The sequence below is a fragment of the Azospirillum argentinense genome (assembly GCF_000632475.1).
GTDB lineage: Bacteria > Pseudomonadota > Alphaproteobacteria > Azospirillales > Azospirillaceae > Azospirillum > Azospirillum baldaniorum.
The window spans coordinates 280,923-300,000 of the sequence record NZ_CP007794.1 but is presented as its reverse complement, the minus strand read 5'-3'; the positions used below and the strand labels follow the sequence as shown (position 1 = coordinate 300,000).

General features: G+C 69.5%; 15 protein-coding genes (1 of these 15 running past the window's edge). 7 read left to right on the top strand and 8 right to left on the bottom strand.

Annotation, left to right across the window (positions count from 1 at the left end; genetic code table 11):
• Positions 1 to 3,171: the 3' portion of an AAA family ATPase gene (locus tag ABAZ39_RS15575; RefSeq protein WP_063922668.1), read on the top strand. It extends 477 nt beyond the left edge of the window; 3,171 of the gene's 3,648 nt are visible here — the last part of the coding sequence; its start codon lies off the left edge, out of view; it ends in the stop codon at positions 3,169 to 3,171.
• Between the two features lie 92 nt (positions 3,172 to 3,263).
• Here the strand turns inward: ABAZ39_RS15575 and ABAZ39_RS15570 are convergent, their stop codons facing one another.
• Positions 3,264 to 4,235, bottom strand: coding sequence for a replication protein RepA (locus ABAZ39_RS15570; protein WP_014197970.1), 972 nt, complete (start codon positions 4,233 to 4,235; stop codon positions 3,264 to 3,266).
• 1,093 nt (positions 4,236 to 5,328) lie between these two features.
• On the opposite strand from ABAZ39_RS15570, the gene ABAZ39_RS15565 reads away from it, so the two are divergent.
• Positions 5,329 to 6,348: a ParA family protein gene (locus tag ABAZ39_RS15565; protein WP_014197973.1), complete on the top strand. Its 1,020-nt coding sequence runs from the start codon at positions 5,329 to 5,331 to the stop codon at positions 6,346 to 6,348.
• Positions 6,338 to 7,219, top strand: a complete 882-nt coding sequence (locus ABAZ39_RS15560) for a ParB/RepB/Spo0J family partition protein (protein WP_040133921.1) — start codon at positions 6,338 to 6,340, stop codon at positions 7,217 to 7,219. The genes ABAZ39_RS15565 and ABAZ39_RS15560 overlap by 11 nt, the downstream gene beginning before the upstream one ends.
• Before the next feature lie 40 nt (positions 7,220 to 7,259).
• On the opposite strand, the gene ABAZ39_RS15555 is transcribed toward ABAZ39_RS15560, so the two are convergent.
• The 3 genes from ABAZ39_RS15555 to ABAZ39_RS15545 form a co-directional block, all read right to left on the bottom strand.
• Positions 7,260 to 7,796: a mismatch-specific DNA-glycosylase gene (locus ABAZ39_RS15555; protein ID WP_040133920.1), complete on the bottom strand. Its 537-nt coding sequence runs from the start codon at positions 7,794 to 7,796 to the stop codon at positions 7,260 to 7,262.
• 52 nt (positions 7,797 to 7,848) lie between these two features.
• Complete coding sequence (locus ABAZ39_RS15550; protein ID WP_014197976.1) at positions 7,849 to 8,565, bottom strand: YoaK family protein; 717 nt, start codon at positions 8,563 to 8,565, stop codon at positions 7,849 to 7,851.
• An 81-nt stretch (positions 8,566 to 8,646) separates the two neighbouring features.
• Entirely contained in the window at positions 8,647 to 9,555 is a 909-nt protein-coding gene (locus ABAZ39_RS15545; protein WP_040133919.1) for a LysR family transcriptional regulator, read from the bottom strand.
• Positions 9,556 to 9,657: 102 nt separating this feature from the next.
• On the opposite strand from ABAZ39_RS15545, the gene ABAZ39_RS15540 reads away from it, so the two are divergent.
• The 3 genes from ABAZ39_RS15540 to ABAZ39_RS34195 all read left to right on the top strand — a co-directional run bounded on the left by ABAZ39_RS15540 (position 9,658) and on the right by ABAZ39_RS34195 (position 10,803).
• A complete protein-coding gene (locus ABAZ39_RS15540) occupies positions 9,658 to 10,056 on the top strand; it encodes a RidA family protein (RefSeq protein ID WP_040133918.1) in 399 nt (132 codons plus the stop codon).
• A gap of 122 nt (positions 10,057 to 10,178) precedes the next feature.
• A complete protein-coding gene (locus ABAZ39_RS34200; protein ID WP_081863074.1) occupies positions 10,179 to 10,487 on the top strand; it encodes a hypothetical protein in 309 nt (102 codons plus the stop codon).
• Between the two features lie 61 nt (positions 10,488 to 10,548).
• A complete protein-coding gene (locus ABAZ39_RS34195; protein WP_081863073.1) occupies positions 10,549 to 10,803 on the top strand; it encodes a DUF4167 domain-containing protein in 255 nt (84 codons plus the stop codon).
• Between the two features lie 122 nt (positions 10,804 to 10,925).
• Here the strand turns inward: ABAZ39_RS34195 and ABAZ39_RS15530 are convergent, their stop codons facing one another.
• The 4 genes from ABAZ39_RS15530 to ABAZ39_RS15515 form a co-directional block, all read right to left on the bottom strand.
• The gene (locus ABAZ39_RS15530; protein WP_040133916.1) at positions 10,926 to 11,516 is read right to left on the bottom strand and encodes an ANTAR domain-containing response regulator; all 591 of its coding nucleotides are present in this window, start codon (positions 11,514 to 11,516) and stop codon (positions 10,926 to 10,928) included.
• Positions 11,517 to 11,563: 47 nt separating this feature from the next.
• The gene (locus ABAZ39_RS15525) at positions 11,564 to 13,228 is read right to left on the bottom strand and encodes an ABC transporter ATP-binding protein (RefSeq protein WP_040133915.1); all 1,665 of its coding nucleotides are present in this window, start codon (positions 13,226 to 13,228) and stop codon (positions 11,564 to 11,566) included.
• Between the two features lie 13 nt (positions 13,229 to 13,241).
• The gene (locus ABAZ39_RS15520) at positions 13,242 to 14,333 is read right to left on the bottom strand and encodes an ABC transporter permease (protein ID WP_040133914.1); all 1,092 of its coding nucleotides are present in this window, start codon (positions 14,331 to 14,333) and stop codon (positions 13,242 to 13,244) included.
• A gap of 217 nt (positions 14,334 to 14,550) precedes the next feature.
• Positions 14,551 to 15,876 carry a CmpA/NrtA family ABC transporter substrate-binding protein gene (locus ABAZ39_RS15515; RefSeq protein WP_247881722.1) on the bottom strand — a complete coding sequence of 442 codons (1,326 nt, stop codon included), beginning with the start codon at positions 15,874 to 15,876 and terminating at the stop codon, positions 14,551 to 14,553.
• 732 nt (positions 15,877 to 16,608) lie between these two features.
• On the opposite strand from ABAZ39_RS15515, the gene nirB reads away from it, so the two are divergent.
• The gene (gene nirB / locus ABAZ39_RS15510; protein ID WP_040133913.1) at positions 16,609 to 19,074 is read left to right on the top strand and encodes a nitrite reductase large subunit NirB; all 2,466 of its coding nucleotides are present in this window, start codon (positions 16,609 to 16,611) and stop codon (positions 19,072 to 19,074) included.
• The last annotated feature ends 4 nt before the right edge of the window (positions 19,075 to 19,078 follow it).

The following is a 19,078-nucleotide window of genomic DNA, read 5'->3' as shown; positions in this document are numbered from 1 at the left end:
TTCGAGCAGTTCCGCCGCGCCGTCCTGCTGGCCCAGGGCGATTTCGCCAATTTCCTCAAGGCTCCGGCGATGGAGCGCTCCGCCCTGCTGGAGCTGCTGACCGGCACCGAAATCTACTCCCGCATCTCCGTCGCCGCGCACGAGCGCTCCCGGGAGGAGCAGAGGGCGCTGGAGGCGCTGGAGGGGCAATGCGCGGGCATCGGCGTGCTGACCGACGACGAGCGCGCCGCCCTGGACGCCGAGGCCGGAGCGGCGGCCGAGGCGGTCCGGCGGGAGGAAACGGCGTTCGAGCAGGCCCGAGCCGCCGTCGCCTGGCATGAGCAGGACGCGCGGCTGGCCAAGGCGGAGGCGGATGCCGCCGCGGCGAGCGCACGGGCCGAAGCGGTCTGGCAGGAGGCCGCGGCGCGGCGGGAGGAAGCCGCTCTGCTCCGCCGGCTCCAGCCGCTGCGGGTGCGGTTGAGCGAGGCGGACCGCTGCGCCGCGGCGGCGTCGGAGGCCCGGGAGGCGCTGGACCGCGCCCACGCCGCGGTGACCGAGACGCAGGAGCGGCTGGCCAAGGCCGAGGCCCGGCATCGCGAGGTGCGCGGCGCCTACGAGGCCGCCCGCGGCGCCGTCGATGCCGCCGAACCGGAGTTGGAGCGGGCCGCCGCCCTGGACGCCGAGATTGCCGCGCTGGCTGGCCAACAGGCCGGGGCGCTCGCCGACGCCGCGACGGCGGAGGCGGACGCCAAGGGGATTGGAGAGAGCTGGAGCGCCACCCGGACGGCGCTGGAGCGGACCCGTGCCGACTCGGCGGAGCGGGAGAACTGGCTGGCCGGTCAGACGGCGCTGTGGCCGGTGGCCGACCAATGGGCGCGCTGGGACTCGCTGCTGCTGCGCCACCGCGACTCCGCGAGGGCGGCGCGGGAGGCGGAGGCGGAGGCCGGCCGCGCCGCCGCGGAGGTCACGGCCCATGAGGCGGAGCTGGCCCGCCTTGCCGCCGTCCGGCGGGACGCCGCCGAACGGCGGGACGAGGCCGAGCGGACGCTGGCCGCGCTGAAGGCCGAAACGGTGGACTCGCTGGACGCCTTGCGCGGGCGCCGCACGGCGCTGGCGGAGCGGCGCGACGGGCTGGCGGCCCTGGCGCAGTTGGCGGAGCGGGCCGTGCGGCTGGCGACGGACAGCGCGGAGACCGAAGCGGAAGGGGAGCAGCAGTGCACCGCCGCCGCGGAGGAGGAGGCCCGCGCCGGCGAGACGAAGGCGCGGCTGGAGCAGCGCCGGGCGGCGTTGGAGGAGGCGGATCTGGCGCTGCGCCGCCTGCGCCTTGCCCGCAGCGAGACCGTGGCCTCCCTGCGCGCCCAGCTGGTGGACGGCGAGGCCTGCCCGGTCTGCGGCGCCGCGGAGCACCCGTGGGGCACCGGCCACACGCCGCTCGACCGGCTGGCCGAGGACCAGGAACGCCACGTCGCCGCCCTGCGCGGCGAGGTGACCGAGCTGGCGATGGATCACGGCGCCCGGACCGCCGCGGCGAAGGCGGCGCGGGAGCGTGCGGGAAGTCTGGCCGGGCGGCTGGCCGCCCTGGCGGTGGAACGGGCGGCGACGGAGAAGCGCTGGGCCGAACGGGCGCCGGCCTTCGGCCTGCCCGCCGGGCCGGATGCGGAAACCGTCGCCCGGCGGCTGGCCGGCGTCGATGCGGAACTCGCCGAGGTTGGGCGGGCCGAGGCGGCGGCGCTGGACCACAAGGCACGGCTCGACGCGGCGGTGCAGGCGTGCCGGGAACGGGACGCGGCGCTGGCCGACGCCGACCGGGCCATCGAGACGCGGACCCGACAGCGTGATTCGGCCCGCCACGCCGAGTCCCTGTTCCTGGCGCGGCGCGATCAGGCAGCGGAAGCCCGGCAGGCGGTGCGGACGGAACTGGCCCAGCCCTTCGCCGGGTTTGCGGGTTGGGCCGGTGACCTCGACCGCGATTCCGAGGGGTTCCGCGAGCATCTCGGCGGGCGGGTCGCCGACGTCCTGCGCCAGCGCGAGGGGTTGGCCCGGGCGCTGCGCGACGTGGAGGCCCTGGAACGGCAGGCCGGCGCCAAGGCGGCGGAGCTGGAGGGGGCGCGGCAGGCCGAGCAGGCGGCGCGGCGCCGGTGCGAGGGGCTCGCCGCGACGCTGGAGGAACGACGCTCGGCACGGGCGTCCCTGCTGGGCGGACGGGCGGTGGCCGCGGTGAAGAAGGAATTGGCCGAGGCCTGCCAGCGGGCGGAGGCCCTGGTCGAACAGGCCACGATCGCCCGGCAGGACGCGGCGGCCCGCCTGTCGGCGGCGGAGCTGGTCCGGGACGAGGAGTGGCTGGCCGGGGAGGAACGGGCGCTGGCCGCCCTCGAGTCGGCGCGGCGCGAGGACGCGCTTGTGGCGGCCGAACGGGCGCGGCTGCGGCAGGAGCACCACGCCGCCGGACGCCCCGCCGTCGGCGCCGCGGAGGCCGGCGAGGCCGTCGTCGAGCTGGGCCGGCGCCTGCAGGAGGTTCGCGGCCGGCTCGGCGAGACCCAGGCCCGCCTGCGCGCCGACACGGAGAACCGCGGCCGCCTCGCCGCCGTGCTCGACCGGGTGGAGGCGCAGCGCAAGGCGCAGGGGCTGTGGGCGACCATGGCGCAGCTCATCGGCTCGGCCGACGGGCGGAAGCTGCGCAACTTCGCCCAGAGCCTCAGCCTCGACCTGCTGCTGGTGCAGGCGAACCGCTATCTGGCGGATCTCGCCCGCCGCTACCGGCTGGAGCGGGTGGGCGGAGCCGACCTGGAGATCCAGGTGGTGGACGGCGAGATGGGCGACGAGCGGCGCGGCGTGCACAGCCTGTCCGGGGGCGAGATGTTCCTGGTGTCGCTGGCCCTGGCGCTCGGCCTGTCGGCCATGGCGGGAGGCGGCGGCGGCGCCGGGATCGGCACGCTGTTCATCGACGAGGGGTTCGGCACGCTGGACCCCGGCAGCCTGGATCTGGCGCTGTCCTGCCTGGAGGCGCTCCAGGCCACCGGGCGGCAGGTCGGCGTCATCAGCCATGTCCCGGCGCTGGTGGAGCGGATCGGCGTGCAGGTGCGCGTCCTCCCGCAGGGCGGCGGGCGCAGCGCCGTGACGGTGACCCGCGGGACGCTGGCGGCACCGTCGCCGGACGCTGCGGCGATGCGGGAACTGCTGCTGCCCCTGTAGGGGCGCTCGGGCGGTGTGGGATCACCATGGGGACACGGACACACGAGGACCCTCCTCCGTGTTTCCGTCCCCGACGCCCGACCAGTCGTCCGTCAGCCGCGGACGGGGCGCAGGACGAGATGCTTGTTCGACGGCACGGCCGGCGCCGAGGGGCGCAGGACGAGGCCCTTGGAGGTCGGCTCGATGTTGGCGTCGGGATAGACGGCCATGACGTCCTTCAGCGCTTCCTTCAGGCGGAAGGCCAGGACGCGGTGCTCGCTCACCGAACCGAAATGCTGCGACAGGGCGTGCCAGGGAACCACCGTCTGCTTGTCCAGACGGTGCAGGCGGTGGACCAGCCAGACATAGGCGTCGAGCGCCAGGGCGGAGTTCTTCAGCTTGGCGATGGCGTGCTCGTCCAGCGGGACGGCGTGTTCCATCAGATGCTCGAAGAAGCTCTGGGTCAGGCGGACGAAGCGCACCCATTCGCCGCCGGTGCGGAACAGGTCGGGCGTGTCCTCCTCGTCCCGCCACAGCTTGATGCCGTCGATCAGGCGCTGGTCGGAAATCTCCGCCGTCGAGGGGCCGGTGGTGGTGCGCAACGTGAATTCGCTACGGGCGATCCGCAGCACCTGCTCGCGCACCGGCTTGTAGTTGCCGCGCTCGCCGCCCGTCGGGGCCAGCCCGAGACGGCGCAGCCACGCGCTCATGCTCGGCCCCAGATCGACGTGGGCGCTGCGCGTCTTGCGGGCCTCGGTCTGCAGGTAGATCATGATCAGGCGCGCCTTGGCGCCGTAGGGAACGCCGACGTCCAGGACCGTGCCGTCGCGCAGCGGCAGGATGCCGGGACGGACGACGAGCTGGTACTTGCCGTTGTTGCGCACCCAGGGGGCGGTCTCGTCCTTGGGCTTGCGGTGCGGCAGGGAGGCTTGGCAGAAGCCGGCGTGGAGATAGCCGATCGCGTCCATTTCGTTGGACAGCGCTTCATGGGCCATCATCACACGGCGGCGCTCCTTGGGGTCTTCGGTGCGGGCAAGAACCGCCTCGAATCCCTCCAGGGTAAGCTGCTCGTGGATTTTCGCCATAGGACCCCTCCGGCCTCGTTCGGTCACGTTCCTGTCATTTCAGAAAACACAAAATGTGGTGGCTGTGAAGCGCGTCCATCCCATGAATCGCTGAAGTTGCAACGGAAGCTGCAGATTCCGACTCAACTTCAGCGAAGCGGCCTTTTGCGGCCCGGCCACCCCCTGCCCTGCCGGCCACCGCCGAGCCGACGTTCGAGCGGCCGTTTCAAAATCAGCGTCGCCAACGGAGCGTTCAGGGCCGGAGGGCCGCTTGTCCACAGCCGAACGGGCTTGTCCACGCTGAGTTGGAATCGCAGCGGGCGAAACCGGCCGGATCGGCACGCTGACTCCGCAACGGCAGGGACGCCGAAGTCGCAACGGGGACTCGCTCATCCACGCTGAAGACGAGTCACGAAAGGCGGTTATCCACGCTGAACTCGCAACCATGTCCTATATGAGTCCCTATAGGATTCTCCGGTTAGACCGGTTGCGCGGGTGCTGGCGCGACCCCCTTCGCTGAAAACGCAACGTCGGCAGGGACGGAGAATCGCCAACCGGGCATTCGAGGGTGATCCGGGCCCTTATCCTCCACCAGGACGAGCATCACCCCCGGCCAAGGGTTCCAGGCCGGGACCGTCAACTGTCAACCGAACCCGACGCTGAATTTGAAACAAAGGCGACTCACGTCCAACGCTGAATTGGTAACATTCGACTCGGAAACCCAAGGCTTTCCAGGGCTTAGCCGACTCGACGAGTCTCGCGCAGATCTTGCAACGCCCACACAAACCAGCGAATCGAAGACCAACGCTGAATTTGAAACATCAGAATCCAGGCGATTCAAGGCCCGAATCGAAATCGCTCCCGCCAGCCAACGCTGAATTGGTAACGCATTGGAAAATGGGCTTGACGGGGTCCCGGTCGATTCGCCACCGGAACGGTTTTCCGCCGCGCGGAATGGCCGACAATGGCGGCGTTCTTCTATGACCATAGTCCCATACGACGTCGCATGACTCCCGCTCCCATCGCCATTTGACGCAATTCGGTGCGCTCCGGCTTGACCAGTTGCGTCACATTTTGCAAGAAAGGACCTCACACAGGGAAAGCCGGAGGCCCGATGAACGGGGAAGAACTGCGCGCCATCCGCGAACGGCGTGCCGAGGACCAGTTGAGCTTCGCGACATGGCTCAACGGCGCACTGAATCGCCGCTACGACCGTTCCCGGATCAGCCGGTGGGAAAGCGGGGCGGAGCGCATCCCCCAGCAGGTCGCCGGTTTCCTGGCGGGCCAGGGCGGCATGGCCGCCGTGCCGCAGAACGCCGGGGTGCCCAAGATGCAACGCGCCGTGGTGGCTGTGGCGAATCAGAAGGGTGGCGTCGGTAAGACGACGACGGCGGTCAACCTGTCCTACGCGCTGTCCACGCTGGGCCTGAAGGTGATGCTTCTCGACAGCGATCCCCAGGGCAACGCCACGGTCCATATGGGGCTTGACCCCGGCGAGATCGAAACCCAGCGCAAGGGCATCTATAATGTGGTGCGCGGCGGGGCGTCCTTCGACAGCATCCTCCAGCCGGTGTGCGGCGGCGCCGTCATGCTCGCCCCCTCCAGCATCGGGCTGGCCGCGGCGGAGACGGAGCTGGTGGCCGAGCCGGACAACTCGCTGGTCCTCAAGGAGAAGCTGGCGGAGGTGCGGAACCGTTACGATGTCATCGTGATCGACTGCCCGCCCAACCTCGGCCTTCTCACCATCAACGCGCTGGCGGCCAGCGATCTCGTGCTGATTCCCGTGCAGACGGAGGTGTTCGCCGGGCTCGGCGTGCCGCTGCTGCTGGAAACCATCGCCAAGATCCGCCGCCGCTCGAACCCGTCGCTGAACATCTTCGGCATCCTGCCGACCATGTTCTCGTCGCGCTTGACGCAAGATCAGGCCAGCCTGCGCGAGATTCAGGAGCATTACGAGGGGCGCACCCGCGTTCTGAACGCGGTTCCGCGCGCCACCCTGTTCGCCCAGGCGTCGGGCGCCGGCCGTCCGGCCATCGAGGCCGATCCGAATTCCAACAGCGTCCAGGCCTACGGCGAACTGGCGCGCGAACTGGCCGCCCACCTCCAGACTGCGGAAGACGCCCATGTCTCGTAAACTCGAACGGACCAGCACCCGCATTTTCGACAAGGCGGCGCAGCGCGGCGGGGACGCGCTGTTCGGGCTCTCCGCCGACTTCCCGCGGCTGATCGAGGTCGATCTCGACCGGGTGCACCCCAATCCCGACCAGCCGCGCCGCCATTTCGACGACCAGTCGCTGCAGGAGCTGGCCAACTCCATCGCCCGTCACGGGCTGAAGCAGCCGGTTCTCGTGCAGGATCTCGGCGACGGCGACTACCGGCTGATCGCCGGTGAGCGGCGTCTGCGCGCCTGCGGGTTGGCCGGACGCCAGACCATCTTCGCCATCGTCACCGACGGCGATCCGGACGAGCTGGCGCTGATCGAGAACATCCAGCGCGTCGACCTCGACGCCATGGAACTGGCCCGCGCCTTCGCCCGGCTGATCGAGCGGCACGACTACACGCACGAGGCGCTGGGGCAGGTGATCGGGCGCAGCCAGGCGGAGGTGACGCGCACCCTGTCGCTGCTGCGACTGCCGGCGGATATCGTCGCTGAATTTGAAACGCGCCACCGCTCCGTCCCGAAAAGCATCCTGACGGAGATCGCTGCGGTGGACGATCCGGTCCTCCAGCGGAAGCTGTGGGACACCATCAAGGACGGCGGCACCGTCAAGGCGCTGCGCGAGGCCAAGCGCGCCCAAATGGGTGGCGGCGAGCCGGATTCCGCAGCGGCGGCGCGGGTTCAGCCGGCCCCGGCGGTGCGTTTCGTCTCCGCCGTCCAGCGCATCGCCAAGGACTTCTCCACCGTCGACGCCGGGGAGCTACGGGCGCACCGCAAGCAGCTCAGCGAGGCGCAATGGCAGGAGCTGCGCCGCCTCCACGCCCTTCTCGACGAGCTGCTGGCCTGACCATCGGCAACGCTGAATTTGTAACGGACACCCGCTGACGTCAGCGGCGGGTGTCAACTTCAGCGTCGATGACCCGCTTGACCTCGCAGAACCAGCGCAGCTTTTCTGCGAAGGGCAGGCGGGCGAGCCCGCTGGGCGAGGGCAGCACGACATCCACCGGACCATCGAACAGGCTGTCCGGCTGCACGCCCCACTCCGCCCGATCGCGATCGGCGGCGGCGAGATAGACCCCCTTCCCCGTGTAGGCGATCACCCGCGGCCGGACTTCCGCGACCAGCGCGCGCAGCCGCGGCGCGCCGCCGCGCAGTTCCGCCCGGCTGAGATCGGCGGCGCTCGGCGTCGCCCGCGCCACGAGGTTGGTGGACCCCAGCCCGAACTCCGGCAACAGCCGGTCCTCCTCCGGGCGCAGCAGGCGCGGCGTCAGGCCGGCCTCCGCCAGCAGCTTCCAGAACTGGTTGCCCCGCCCCGCGTAATTGTGGCCGAGCTGGCCGGAGCGCGTTCCGGGGTTGAAGCCGACGAACAAAACGTTCAGGCCGGGGGCGATGATGTCGGGGATCGGGCCTTCGGAATCGGTCATGTTGCGTCAACAGTGAAAAAGGGCGTCCGGCAACGCTGAATTTGAAACGCCCCTACTCCGCCGTCCGCCATTCGGCGAGAATCACCGGGGCGGCGAAGCCGGCGAGGATGGCCGCCAGCGTCACGAACAGCATGGCGCCCCAGGCGCTGTAGCCCAGCACGCCCAGCACGCCACCCAGGAAGAAGGAGCCGACGGTCGGCAGATGCGTCTTCAGCTTGTCGAGCGTCACCCGGACGCGATCCCGGCCGTTGCGGTGGTAGAGATCGTCGATCAGGTTGCCCAGCTCGATCCCGATGTCGGTGATCATGCCGGTGACGTGGGTGGTGCGGACGCGGGCGTTGGAGATGCGCGTGACGATGGCGTTCTGCAACCCCATCAGGAAGCTCAACCCCATGACCAGCGCGGCGCCGCGAAGCTCGTGCAGCCAGACGTCGGCGGCGCCGAGCCCGGCGAGCAGCAGGGCTTCCAGGCAGACGCTGTAGGCGTAGATCGCCGACAGGCCGCGGCGCTGCCCGGCGTTGATGAGCATCGCCGACACCATCGCCCCGGCGATGAAGGTCGCCACGATGGCCAGCGCCATGCCGAAGGCGCCCATCTCGCCCAGCGCCAGATGATCGGCCATGGTCGAGACGGTGCCGGTCATGTGCGAGGAATAGAGGCCGGCGGCGTAAAATCCCGCGGCGTTGACGGCGCCGGCGATGCCCGCCAGCGACCAGGCCAGGCTGCGGTCCGCCGACACGCCACGATGTTCACCCTGCCGGACCAGCATGCCCCACCACTCCCTGAACCAAACGGGGCGCCATCATAGTGGCGACCGCAGGCGTCGGGGACCCGCTGGTTTGTGGGGTCATCAATGCGTTCCCGTACCGACCGGCATGGTCTTGACGATGTCGAGGAGCGCCCGCAGGGCCGGCGGCACGGCGCGGTGCCCGGGGTAGTACACCGCCGCCCGCTCCGGCTTGTGCATCCAGGCGGGCAGGACGGTCCGCAGCCGCCCCTCCGCCAGCGCGGCGTCGGCGGCCCAATTCGCCACATAGGCGATCCCCAGCCCCTGCGCGGCGGCGTCCGCCATCAACTCCTCGTCGTCGAGAACCACCGGTCCATTGACGTCGACCGTCAACTCCTGCCCGGCCCGCTCGAACTCCCACCGGTACAGCCGGCCGCCCGGCAGGCGGTGACCGATGCAGCGATGGTGCTGGAGTTCGTCCGGCGTCGTCGGTTCCCCGGCGTGGTCGAGATAGGCGGGGGAGGCGACGCAGACGAAACCGATCGGGTCCGGGAAGGGCACCGCAATCATGTCCTTCGGGATGGAGTCGATCAGGCGGACGCCGGCGTCGAAGCCGCCGGACACGATGTCGATCAACCGTCCCTCGACGACGATGTCCACCGTCACGTCGGGAAACCGCTCGACCATGCGCGGGAGGACGCCGCGGACGAGAGCCGCCGCCGCCACGCGCGGCGCGTTGATCCGAACCCGGCCGGCGACGTTGCCGCGAAAGGCGGTGACGGCGTCGAGCGCTTCGTCGAGGGACGTCAGCGCGACAGTCAGGCGGCCGAGCAGCTCGAGCCCCGCTTCGGTCGGCGAGACGCTGCGGGTCGTGCGGTTGAGAAGCCGAACGCCGAGCCGATCCTCAAGGCCGCGCATCGCGTGGCTCAGCGTGGACGGCGCCGTTCCCAGCTCATCCGCCGCGCGGCGAAAGCTGCGGTGGGTGGCGACGGCCACGAAGGCGCTGAGATCGTTCAGGGAGGGGCGCATCATTGATGGCGATTTTGCATCAGCCTGTGCCGATTTCAACGTCTAATCGCGCATTCCCTTGGCTGCTATCTCCTGCTCCAGGTCCAATCCGAACGGGAGACGTCAATGTCCAAGCGCGACGCCCTCTTTCCTGCCGGCCGGCAGGCGCTCTACGAAATCCACCGCTATTCCGCCGCCATCCGGTCCGGCGATCTGCTCTTCGTTTCGGGGCAGGTCGGCGGCCGTGAGGACGGCTCGCCCGAGCCCGACTTCGCGACGCAGGTTCAACTGGCCTTCGACAATCTTCGCGAGGTTCTGAAGGCGGCCGGCGCCACCTTCGACGACATCGTGGACGTGACGACCTTCCACACCGATCCGGAGGCCCAGTTTGAGACCGTCCTGGCCGTCAAGGACAAGGCGTTTCCTCGCAAGCCCTATCCCAACTGGACCGCGGTCGGCGTGAACTGGCTCGCCGGCTTCGATTTCGAGATCAAGGTGATCGCCCGGCTGCCACAGGCCACCTGAGCCGCCTTTGGCTTTCCCCCCTACCACTGCGCACGTCCGGCAATCCGCCCTATTCGCTGGAGCGGATTGCTTGAAACCTGATAGGTTGGGCGAGGCTTCAACCGGTGCAGGGGGTGTCTTGGATGCCGCTGACAGAATGGACCGCCCAAGGCGATCAGTATGTCCTTCCCGGTGCGGAGCGCCGGACCGAGCCCGGCCTTCCTTACGCCGCCGAATCCAACGGTCAACTCGCCCTGCATTTCTACGAGCCTCCGCGTGCCGACGAGCGGGACCCTGGCAAACCGCCGCCTTTGCCGCGTCCGCTTCCCCGTCCCACGCCGATCAGCGAAGGACCGCTTGCCGGGCGCGTTGCGTTCTTCCCGCAGGTCATGAATGATGTGACCGAAGCCTTCCGAGCTTTTTCCGGTGTGACGAAACAACGCCAGGATTGAGGGTTCGGGATGGTCCTTCGCTCCTGATTACGGTCTGCGGACCACTCGAGGATCAACGTTCATGCCATTCGACAATCCGACGGGCGATCGTGGCCGTCGGCAGCCACGGTTCGGCAAAGCGGCCCAACGGCAAGCTGTGCAGGGAGACCCGGCGCGAGCGCACCAGAAGCTCAACGGTTCCGCCCAGCAGAAGCACGGCCAGTGGCTTGCCCGCGCCGTCGATGCCGAGCGGTCCGGCGATGCCGTCGAAGCCGAAACCTGCCGTCAGCACGCGGAGCACTGGTTCCGTGTGGCCAACGGCCGCAACGAACCCTGAGGCGAACCCCGAGGCATCACCGGTCCACCGTCATCAGGTCGTCCGGATGCGCATCCTCCGGTCTGGGAAGCAAAGTGGCGGTTCGGTATAATCCTTGCCCGAAGCGCTTGATTTGAAACGCGTCACAGCTCGATCTGGGCGGCGGTGATGACGCTTTGCGCGATCTCGGCGACCCGGCGCCCCTGCTTCATGGCGGCCTTGCGCAAGGCGGTGTAGGCCGCCTCCTCCGTCAGGGACTTCTGCTGCATCAGAATGCCCTTCGCCCGCTCGATCAGCTTGCGGTCGGCGAGCTGCGAGCGCGCCTCGTCGCGTTCGCGTTTCAGCGTTTCAAATGCAGCGAATCTGGCGAGCGCGGTTTCCAGGATCGGCCGCACGCGGGCGGGGTGCAGCCCGTCGAGGACGAAGGCGGCCACACCGGCCTCCGCTGCCCGCGCCGCGGCCCCCGGCGGCGCCCGGTCGGCGAACAGGACGACGGCGCAGGCGGCAGACCGGGCCAGTTGGAAGACGCCGTCCAGCGTCGCGGCGTCCGATGTTTCCAAAACAGCGACGACGGCGTCCGGCGCCAGCGCGGCGACGCGGGCGGGCAGATCGGCGACGCCATGGAGCAGGGCGATCCGGTCGCGGCCCGCCGCCGCGGCCAAGCCGGTCTCCACCGGCCGCGTGGCGTCGGCGTCGGGGCCGACCACCAGAATGGTCAGGGGTTTGTTCGCCATGGCCGCTCCGCCCTCCCCGTCACGCAGCCCACTTCACGCCACCCACGTCACGCCGCTTTCACCGTCCCGTGGTGCCCGCCTTCCAGGAAGTTCAGCAACTCCTCCCGGTAGGCGTAGTAACGGGGGTGCTCCAGCAGGGCCTGCCGGGTCCGGGGGTGGGGGATGTCCACCTCCAGGATGTGGCCGATGCGGGCGTTCGGCCCGTTGGACATCATCACCACACGGTCGGCCAGCAGGATCGCCTCGTCAACGTCGTGGGTGACGCAGATGGCGGTGACCTGGGTGCGCGCCCACACCTCCATCAGCACCTCCTGAAGCTCCCAGCGGGTCAGGCTGTCCAGCATGCCGAAGGGCTCGTCCAGCAGCAGCAGCTTCGGCGACAGGGCGAAGGCCCGCGCGATGCCGACGCGCTGCTTCATGCCGTTGGACAGCTCCGCCGCCGTCTTGTGCATGGCGTCGCCCAGCCCGACGCGCGACAGGTAGTAGCGGGCGATGTCGTCGCGCTCCCCCCGGCCGGCCTGCGGGTAGACGCGGTCGACCCCCAGCATGACGTTCTCCAGCGCGGTCAGCCAGGGGAACAGGCTGGGCGCCTGGAAGACCACCGCCCGGTCGGGGCCGGCGCCGACGACCTCCTTGCCGTCCAGAACGATGCCGCCGCTGGAGACGTCGGCCAGCCCGGCGACCATCGACAGCACCGTGGACTTGCCGCAGCCCGAATGGCCGATCAGGGAGATGAACTCCCCCTTGCGCATCTTCAGGTCGAAGCCGTCCACCACGGTCAGCGGCCCCTTCGGCGTGGCGAAGGTCTTGGTGACCCGGCTGAACTCGACATAGCGGTCGTCGGACAGGCCGCCGGGCTGGCCGGCCAAATAGGATTTCGGCGGTGGCGCGGCGGTGATCGGCGTTGCCTTCGGCAGGGGTAAGGTCTCGTCCACCGCGGCGGCGGCGCGGCTCGCCCCGGCCTCCATCAGCCACGCCGTGACCTCGGCGCGCAGACGCTTGAAGTCCGGATCGTGGTTCACGGCGGTGCGGTCGCGCGGACGCGGCAGGTCCACCGCGAAGGCCGGGCCGAGCGTCGCCCCCGGACCGGGCGTCAGCGGGACGATGCGGTCGGCCAGCAGGATGGCCTCGTCCACGTCGTTGGTGATGAGGACGACGGTCTTGCGGTCCTTGCGCCAGATCGCCTCGATCTCGTCCTGGAGCTTGGCGCGGGTCAGCGCGTCCAGCGCCGACAGCGGCTCGTCGAGCAGCAGCACCTCCGGGCTCATGGCGAGCGCGCGGGCGAAGCCGACGCGCTGGCGCATGCCGCCCGACAGCTCCTTGGGGCGGCGGTCGGTGGCGTGGCCCAGACCCACCGTCTCCACCGCCCGGCGGGTGAGCACGCCGCGCTCCGGCGACGGTTTGCCCTTGTGCACGGCGTCCACGGCCAGCGCCACGTTGTCCTTCACGCTGAGCCAGGGCATCAGCGAGTAGTTCTGGAACACGACGCCGCGCTCCGCCCCCGGCCCGCGCACCGGCTCGCCGCGGAACAGCACCTCCCCCGCGTCGGGGGCGGCCAGCCCGCCCATCAGGTTGACCAGCGTGGTCTTGCCGGCGCCGGAGAAGCCGACGATGGCGACGAACTCGCCCTCCGCGATGGACAGGTCGATTCCGCGCAGCACCTCGGTCCCGCCGTAGGACTTCGCGACGGTCTTCAGCTCAAGGATGGCCATGCTCGGGGACTCCTCAGCGGGTGCCGGTGTGGGAAACGGCGGCCTGGAAGGCCAGCATGACGCGGTCGAGCAGGAAGCCGATCAGACCGATGGTGAAGACCGCCACCATGATGCGGGCGAGCGAGTTGGAGGAGCCGTTCTGGAACTCGTCCCACACGAACTTTCCGAGGCCGGGATTCTGGGCCAGCATCTCCGCCGCGATCAGCACCATCCAGCCCACGCCCAGCGACAGCCGCAGCCCGGTGAAGATGTAGGGCAGCGCCGAGGGCAGCACGAGCCGGCGCACCATCGTCGGGCCGGAGAGCTGCAGCACCTTGCCCACATTCATCAGGTCCTTGTCGATGGACGACACGCCGACCGCCGTGTTGATCAGCGTCGGCCACAGCGAGCAGAGCGTCACCGTGACGGCGGAGGTCAGGAAGGATTTCTCGAAGGTCGGGTTGTCGCTCGACACCGTGGCGCTGACCACCATGGTGACCAGCGGCAGCCAGGCCAGCGGCGACACCGGCTTGAAGATCTGGATCAGCGGGTTCATCGCCGCGTTGACCGTGCGGGACAGGCCGCAGGCCACGCCCAGCGGCACCGCGATCAGCGCACCCAGCAGGAAGCCGGTGAAGACCGTCTTCAGGCTGGTGACGATCTGGTCGAGATAGGTCGGCTTGCCGGCGTAGGGCCGGGTCTTTACCTCGGCCGCCGGGTCCTTCGCCAACAGCTCGGCGTTGCGCTTGGCCTGCCGGTCGTAGAAGGCGGCCTCCTTGGCGCGTTCGGCCTGATGGTCAGCGTGGAGGACGCCCACCTGCTCCCACACCTGGGCCGGGCCGGGGATGGCGCCCAGGCTGGTGTTCACCTGCGGCGCCAGCCACGCCCAGGCGGCGAGGAACAGCATCAGGGCGGTCAGCGGCACGCCCATCTGCTGCCACAGCTCCCGCCCCTGCTGGCGCGGGCTGTCGCCTGCGGCCATGCGGAGCAGCGGGCTGAGCCAGCCGAGTCCGACGATCTGCAGGGTGGCGGCGGTGCGGTTGAGCGCGTGGGCGAGACGGGCCTTGCGCCGGGCGCGCATCGCCTCGGCGGAGGAGAGGGTGGAGGCTTCGGTCACGCTGGTCATGGGGTGATCTTTCTGTTTGGCGCGGGGCGCCGCGGCCCCACCCCGGCCCTCCCCCGCTGGGCGGGAGAGGGTGTCTGTCCCCTCCCCTGCGTCAGCTCTCGCGCAAACCAGAGGTTTGCGCTGACGCGGCAGGCGGACCTTTGGTCCGCCGAGAGCGGGGGAGGGTTAGGGTGGGGGCCCGTCGCGACCACGGCGCGAGTATCGGAAGTCCGCAGTCTCAACCGCCGACCAGTTGCCCGCCCTGCAGCGCCTGCCCGCCCTTCAGGCCGATGGGCAGCTTCGTCAGGTACTCGTTGGGCTTGCGGCCGTCGTAGGCGATGCCGTCGATGAATCCGTTGTCCAGCGGCTTGTAGCCGTCGCTGGTCCAGGGGAAGTCGGCCTCCTTGGCCTTGCCCTCCTCCACCAGCAGCCTCGCGGCCTTCAGGTAGATCTCCGGCTTGTAGACCTTGCGGGCGGTCTCGTCGTACCAGCTGTCCGGCTTGGCCTCGGCGATCTGGCCCCAGCGGCGCATCTGCGTCAGGTACCAGACGGCGTCGGAGTAGAAGGGATAGGTGGCGTTGTAGCGGAAGAAGACGTTGAAGTCGGGAACCGCCCGCTTGTCGCCCTTCTCATACTCGAAGGTGCCGGTCATCGAATTGGCGATGACCTTGGCGTCGGCCCCCACATACTCCGACTTCGCCAGGATCTTCACCGCCTCGGCGCGGTTGGCGTTGTCGTTCTCGTCCAGCCACATGGCGGCGCGGATCAGCGCCTTGACCAGCGCCAGATGGGTCTTGGGATTCTTGGCGGCCCAGCCCTCGGTGACGCCGAAGACCTTCTCCGGGTTGTTCCTCCAGATCTCGGTGTCGGTGATGACCGGCACGCCGATGCCCTTCATCACCGCCTGCTGGTTCCATGGCTCGCCGACGCTGTAGCCGAAGATGGTCCCGGCCTCCAGCGTCGCCGGCATCTGCGGCGGCGGGGTGACCGACAGCAGGGCGTCGGCCTGGATCTGGCCCGACACGTCGTTGGGCGCGTAGTAGCCGGGGTTGATCCCGCCGGCGGCCAGCCAGTAGCGAAGCTCGTAATTGTGGGTGGAGACGGGGAAGACCATGCCCATGGTGAAGGGCTTGCCCTCCGCCCGGTACTGGGCGATGACCGGCTTCAGCGCGTCGGCCTTGATCGGGTGCAGCGGCTTGCCGTCCGGCCCCTTGGGCAGGTTGGGCTTCATCCGCTCCCACACCTCGTTGGACAGGGTGATGCCGTTGCCGTTGAGGTCCATCGAGAAGGCGGTCACCACGTTGGCCTGGGTGCCGAAGCCAATGGTGGCGCCCAGCGGCTGGCCGGCCAGCATGTGGGCGCCGTCCAGCTCCCCGGAGATCACGCGGTCGAGCAGCACCTTCCAGTTGGCCTGCGGTTCCAGCGTCACCGACAGGCCCTCGTCCTCGAAGAAGCCCTTCTCCGCGGCGATGGCGAGCGGGGCCATGTCGGTCAGCTTGATGAAGCCCAGCTTGAGCTGGTCCTTCTCCACGTCGAGCGGAGCGGCCTGGGCGGACCCGAGCATCAGCGCCAGCGTGGCGGCGGCGGACAGCAGGGCGGTGCGGGGGGAGGCGGGAAGTCGGATCACGTCTCGGGTCACGTCTCGCGTCACGTTGGTCGCTCCATCTCTCGTTCCGGACCCCCGCGGCACGCCCGACCTCGATCCAACGCCCCACCGGCGACGCGCCGTTGAGGGCTCTCCAGCCATGAAGGGCTGTCGAACCGGGTCAGCGACGGTGCCGAGGGGCCCAACCTTGGGCGTATGGGATGGACGCACCGCCGTTGGCGCGTCCCGCCGCTCCTCTCGCAAGGACCATGCCAAAGGCTGAATGGACGCCCAAACAGAGCCAAAGGTCTTTGTTTCTGCGGCTTTGACGCGAGTTGCCTATTCTTTGTGCTAGTACCTTGGTGGTGACGCATTGCACAAATTGTCGGCTTTCGGACCGCTTTTTGATCGAAGCGAGCCAAAAGCGCGTGTTCCAGTCCCGGCGTTCCCGTCCCGCGTCGACGGTGGCGGGGCCGCGCAAACGGCGGAAATCCGCCGTTCCGGTCCCTTTCTCATACCTTGGTGCCGGTGTTGGCACGCGGCTTGCCAGAAGGATGGGCAGATCAGGGCCAGGGCAACGGCGCCATGGCCGGTTCGACGGCGAACCACCCGGACAACGGCGTCCGAAACCCTGGGAATCCCGCGGGAGTCCCCAGGGCTTCGGGCGCCTTTTTCTTTTCGGCCTCGCGGCCTCGCAAGAGGGCACACAGCATGAGCACGCACACCAATCCACCGACTCCGCGCGAACGGCTGGTCGTCGTCGGCAACGGCATGGCCGGCATCCGCACGCTGGAGGAGCTGCTGGCCAAGGCGCCGGACCGTTACGACATCACCGTCTTCGGCGCCGAGCCGCACCCCAACTACAACCGCATCATGCTCTCCCCCGTGCTGGCCGGGGAGAAGACCTTCGAGCAGATCGTGCTGAACGGGCGCGACTGGTACGAGGCCAACGGAATCACGCTGTTGACCGGCGACCGGGTGGAGGTGATCGACCGGGCGAACCGCACCGTCACGGCCATCTCCGGCCTGACCGTGCCCTACGACAGGCTGCTGATCGCCACCGGCTCCACCCCCGTCATCATCCCGGTGCCCGGCTCCACCCTGCCCGGCGTCGTCGGCTTCCGCGACCTCGCCGATGTCGACACGATGCTGGCGGCGGCGGCCCGGGGCGGACGCGCCGTGGTCATCGGCGGCGGCCTGCTCGGGCTGGAGGCGGCCAACGGCCTGAAGGTCAAGGGCATGGACGTCACCGTCCTGCACCTGATGGACACGCTGATGGAACGGCAACTCGATCGCTCCGCCGGGGCGCTGCTGCGGCACGAGCTGGAGCGCCGCGGCATCACCGTGCTGACCGGCGCCGACACTGCCGAAATTGTGGGCAACGAGAAAGTTTCCGCGGTTCGCCTGAAAAACGGGCAGGAGCTTCCCGCCGAACTGGTGGTCATGGCCGTGGGCATTCGCCCGAACACGACGCTGGGCAAGGCGGCGGGGCTGGCCTGCGGGCGCGGCATCCAGGTGGACGACGCCATGACCACCTCCGACCCGGCGATCCTGTCGGTCGGCGAGTGCGTGGAGCATCGCGGCCAGACCTATGGCCTCGTCGCCCCGCTGTTCGAGATGGCCAAGGTCGCCGCCGCCCGGCTGGCCGGGAGTGTGGAGGCCGCCTACACCGGCTCCGTCACCTCGACCAAGCTGAAGGTGACGGGGGTGGATGTCTTCTCGGCCGGCGACTTCACCGGCGGCAAGGACTGCGAGGACATCGTGTTCCGCGACGCCGCCCGCGGCGTCTACAAGCGCGTCGTGGTCAAGGAGAACCGCATCCTCGGCGCCGTGCTCTACGGCGACACCAAGGACGGCGGCTGGTACTTCCAGATGCTGAAGGACGGGACCGAGGTGGCGCCGGTCCGCGACACCCTGATCTTCGGCCAGAGCTTTGGAGGCGAGGGGGCGGCAAACCCTAAGGCCGCCGTTGCGGCGCTCCCCGACAGTGCGGAGATCTGCGGCTGCAACGGCGTGTGCAAGGGCACCATCGTCACGGCGATCACCGAGAAGGGCCTGTCCAGCCTGGACGAGGTGCGGGCTCATACCAAAGCCTCGGCCTCCTGCGGAAGCTGCACCGGTCAGGTGGAGCAGCTCCTGGCCCTGACACTGGGCGACGGCTATGCGGGCGAGGCGAAGGCCAAGCCGATGTGCAAGTGCACCGACCGCACCCACGACGAGGTGCGCCGGGCCATCACCGCGCTGGAACTGAAATCCATCCCCGACGTGATGCAGCGGCTGGAATGGCGCACGCCCGATGGCTGCCACCATTGCCGCCCGGCGCTGAACTATTACCTGCTCTGCGAATGGCCGGGCGAATACAAGGACGACAGCCGGTCCCGCTACATCAACGAGCGCGTCCACGCCAACATCCAGAAGGACGGCACCTACTCCGTCGTTCCGCGCATGTGGGGCGGGCTGACCAGCGCCAAGGAGCTGCGCGCCATCGCCGACGTGGTGGACAAGTTCGCCATCCCGACGGTGAAGGTGACGGGCGGCCAGCGCATCGACCTGTTCGGCGTGAAGAAGGAGGACCTGCCCGCCGTGTGGGCGGACCTGAACGCCGCCGGCATGGTGTCCGGCCACGCCTACGCCAAGGGGCTGCGCACCGTAAAGACCTGCGTCGGGTCGGAATGGTGCCGCTTCGGCACGCAGGACAGCACCGGCCTCGGCGTCAAGCTGGAGCGGATGACCTGGGGCACCTGGACCCCGCACAAGGTGAAGCTGGCCGTTTCCGGCTGCCCGCGCAATTGCGCGGAGGCCACCATCAAGGACCTCGGCGTCGTCTGCGTGGACAGCGGCTATGAGCTGCATGTCGGCGGCAACGGCGGCATGCATGTCCGGGCCTGCGACCTGCTGGTGAAGGTGGAGACCGAGGCGGAGGTGCTGGAATACACCGGCGCCTACATGCAGCTCTACCGCGAAGAGGCCCGCTACCTGGAGCGCACCGCCCCGTGGCTGGAGCGCGTCGGGCTGGACCACATCAAGCGCCGGCTGGTCGACGACGCGGAAGGCCGCGCGGCCCTCAACGCCCGCTTCCTCTTCTCCCAGAGCTTTTCGCAGGACGATCCCTGGGCCGAGCGGGCCAGCGGGTCGGTGGACCGTCACGAATTCGCGCCGCTCGCTCAGGTGGGGTAACGAC

Excerpts from the sequence above, each read along its gene's own strand:
- ABAZ39_RS15545 (WP_040133919.1), bottom strand. The coding sequence starts at position 9,555 with ATGATGCGCCCCTCCCTGAACGATCTCAGCGCCTTCGTGGCCGTCGCC.
- ABAZ39_RS15570 (WP_014197970.1), bottom strand. The coding sequence starts at position 4,235 with ATGGCGAAAATCCACGAGCAGCTTACCCTGGAGGGATTCGAGGCGGTT.
- ABAZ39_RS15565 (WP_014197973.1), top strand. The coding sequence starts at position 5,329 with ATGAACGGGGAAGAACTGCGCGCCATCCGCGAACGGCGTGCCGAGGAC.
- ABAZ39_RS15560 (WP_040133921.1), top strand. The coding sequence starts at position 6,338 with ATGTCTCGTAAACTCGAACGGACCAGCACCCGCATTTTCGACAAGGCG.
- ABAZ39_RS34195 (WP_081863073.1), top strand. The coding sequence starts at position 10,549 with ATGCCATTCGACAATCCGACGGGCGATCGTGGCCGTCGGCAGCCACGG.
- ABAZ39_RS34200 (WP_081863074.1), top strand. The coding sequence starts at position 10,179 with ATGCCGCTGACAGAATGGACCGCCCAAGGCGATCAGTATGTCCTTCCC.
- ABAZ39_RS15525 (WP_040133915.1), bottom strand. The coding sequence starts at position 13,228 with ATGGCCATCCTTGAGCTGAAGACCGTCGCGAAGTCCTACGGCGGGACC.
- ABAZ39_RS15530 (WP_040133916.1), bottom strand. The coding sequence starts at position 11,516 with ATGGCGAACAAACCCCTGACCATTCTGGTGGTCGGCCCCGACGCCGAC.
- nirB (WP_040133913.1), top strand. The coding sequence starts at position 16,609 with ATGAGCACGCACACCAATCCACCGACTCCGCGCGAACGGCTGGTCGTC.
- ABAZ39_RS15515 (WP_247881722.1), bottom strand. The coding sequence starts at position 15,876 with ATGCTCGGGTCCGCCCAGGCCGCTCCGCTCGACGTGGAGAAGGACCAG.
- ABAZ39_RS15520 (WP_040133914.1), bottom strand. The coding sequence starts at position 14,333 with ATGACCAGCGTGACCGAAGCCTCCACCCTCTCCTCCGCCGAGGCGATG.
- ABAZ39_RS15540 (WP_040133918.1), top strand. The coding sequence starts at position 9,658 with ATGTCCAAGCGCGACGCCCTCTTTCCTGCCGGCCGGCAGGCGCTCTAC.
- ABAZ39_RS15550 (WP_014197976.1), bottom strand. The coding sequence starts at position 8,565 with ATGCTGGTCCGGCAGGGTGAACATCGTGGCGTGTCGGCGGACCGCAGC.
- ABAZ39_RS15555 (WP_040133920.1), bottom strand. The coding sequence starts at position 7,796 with ATGACCGATTCCGAAGGCCCGATCCCCGACATCATCGCCCCCGGCCTG.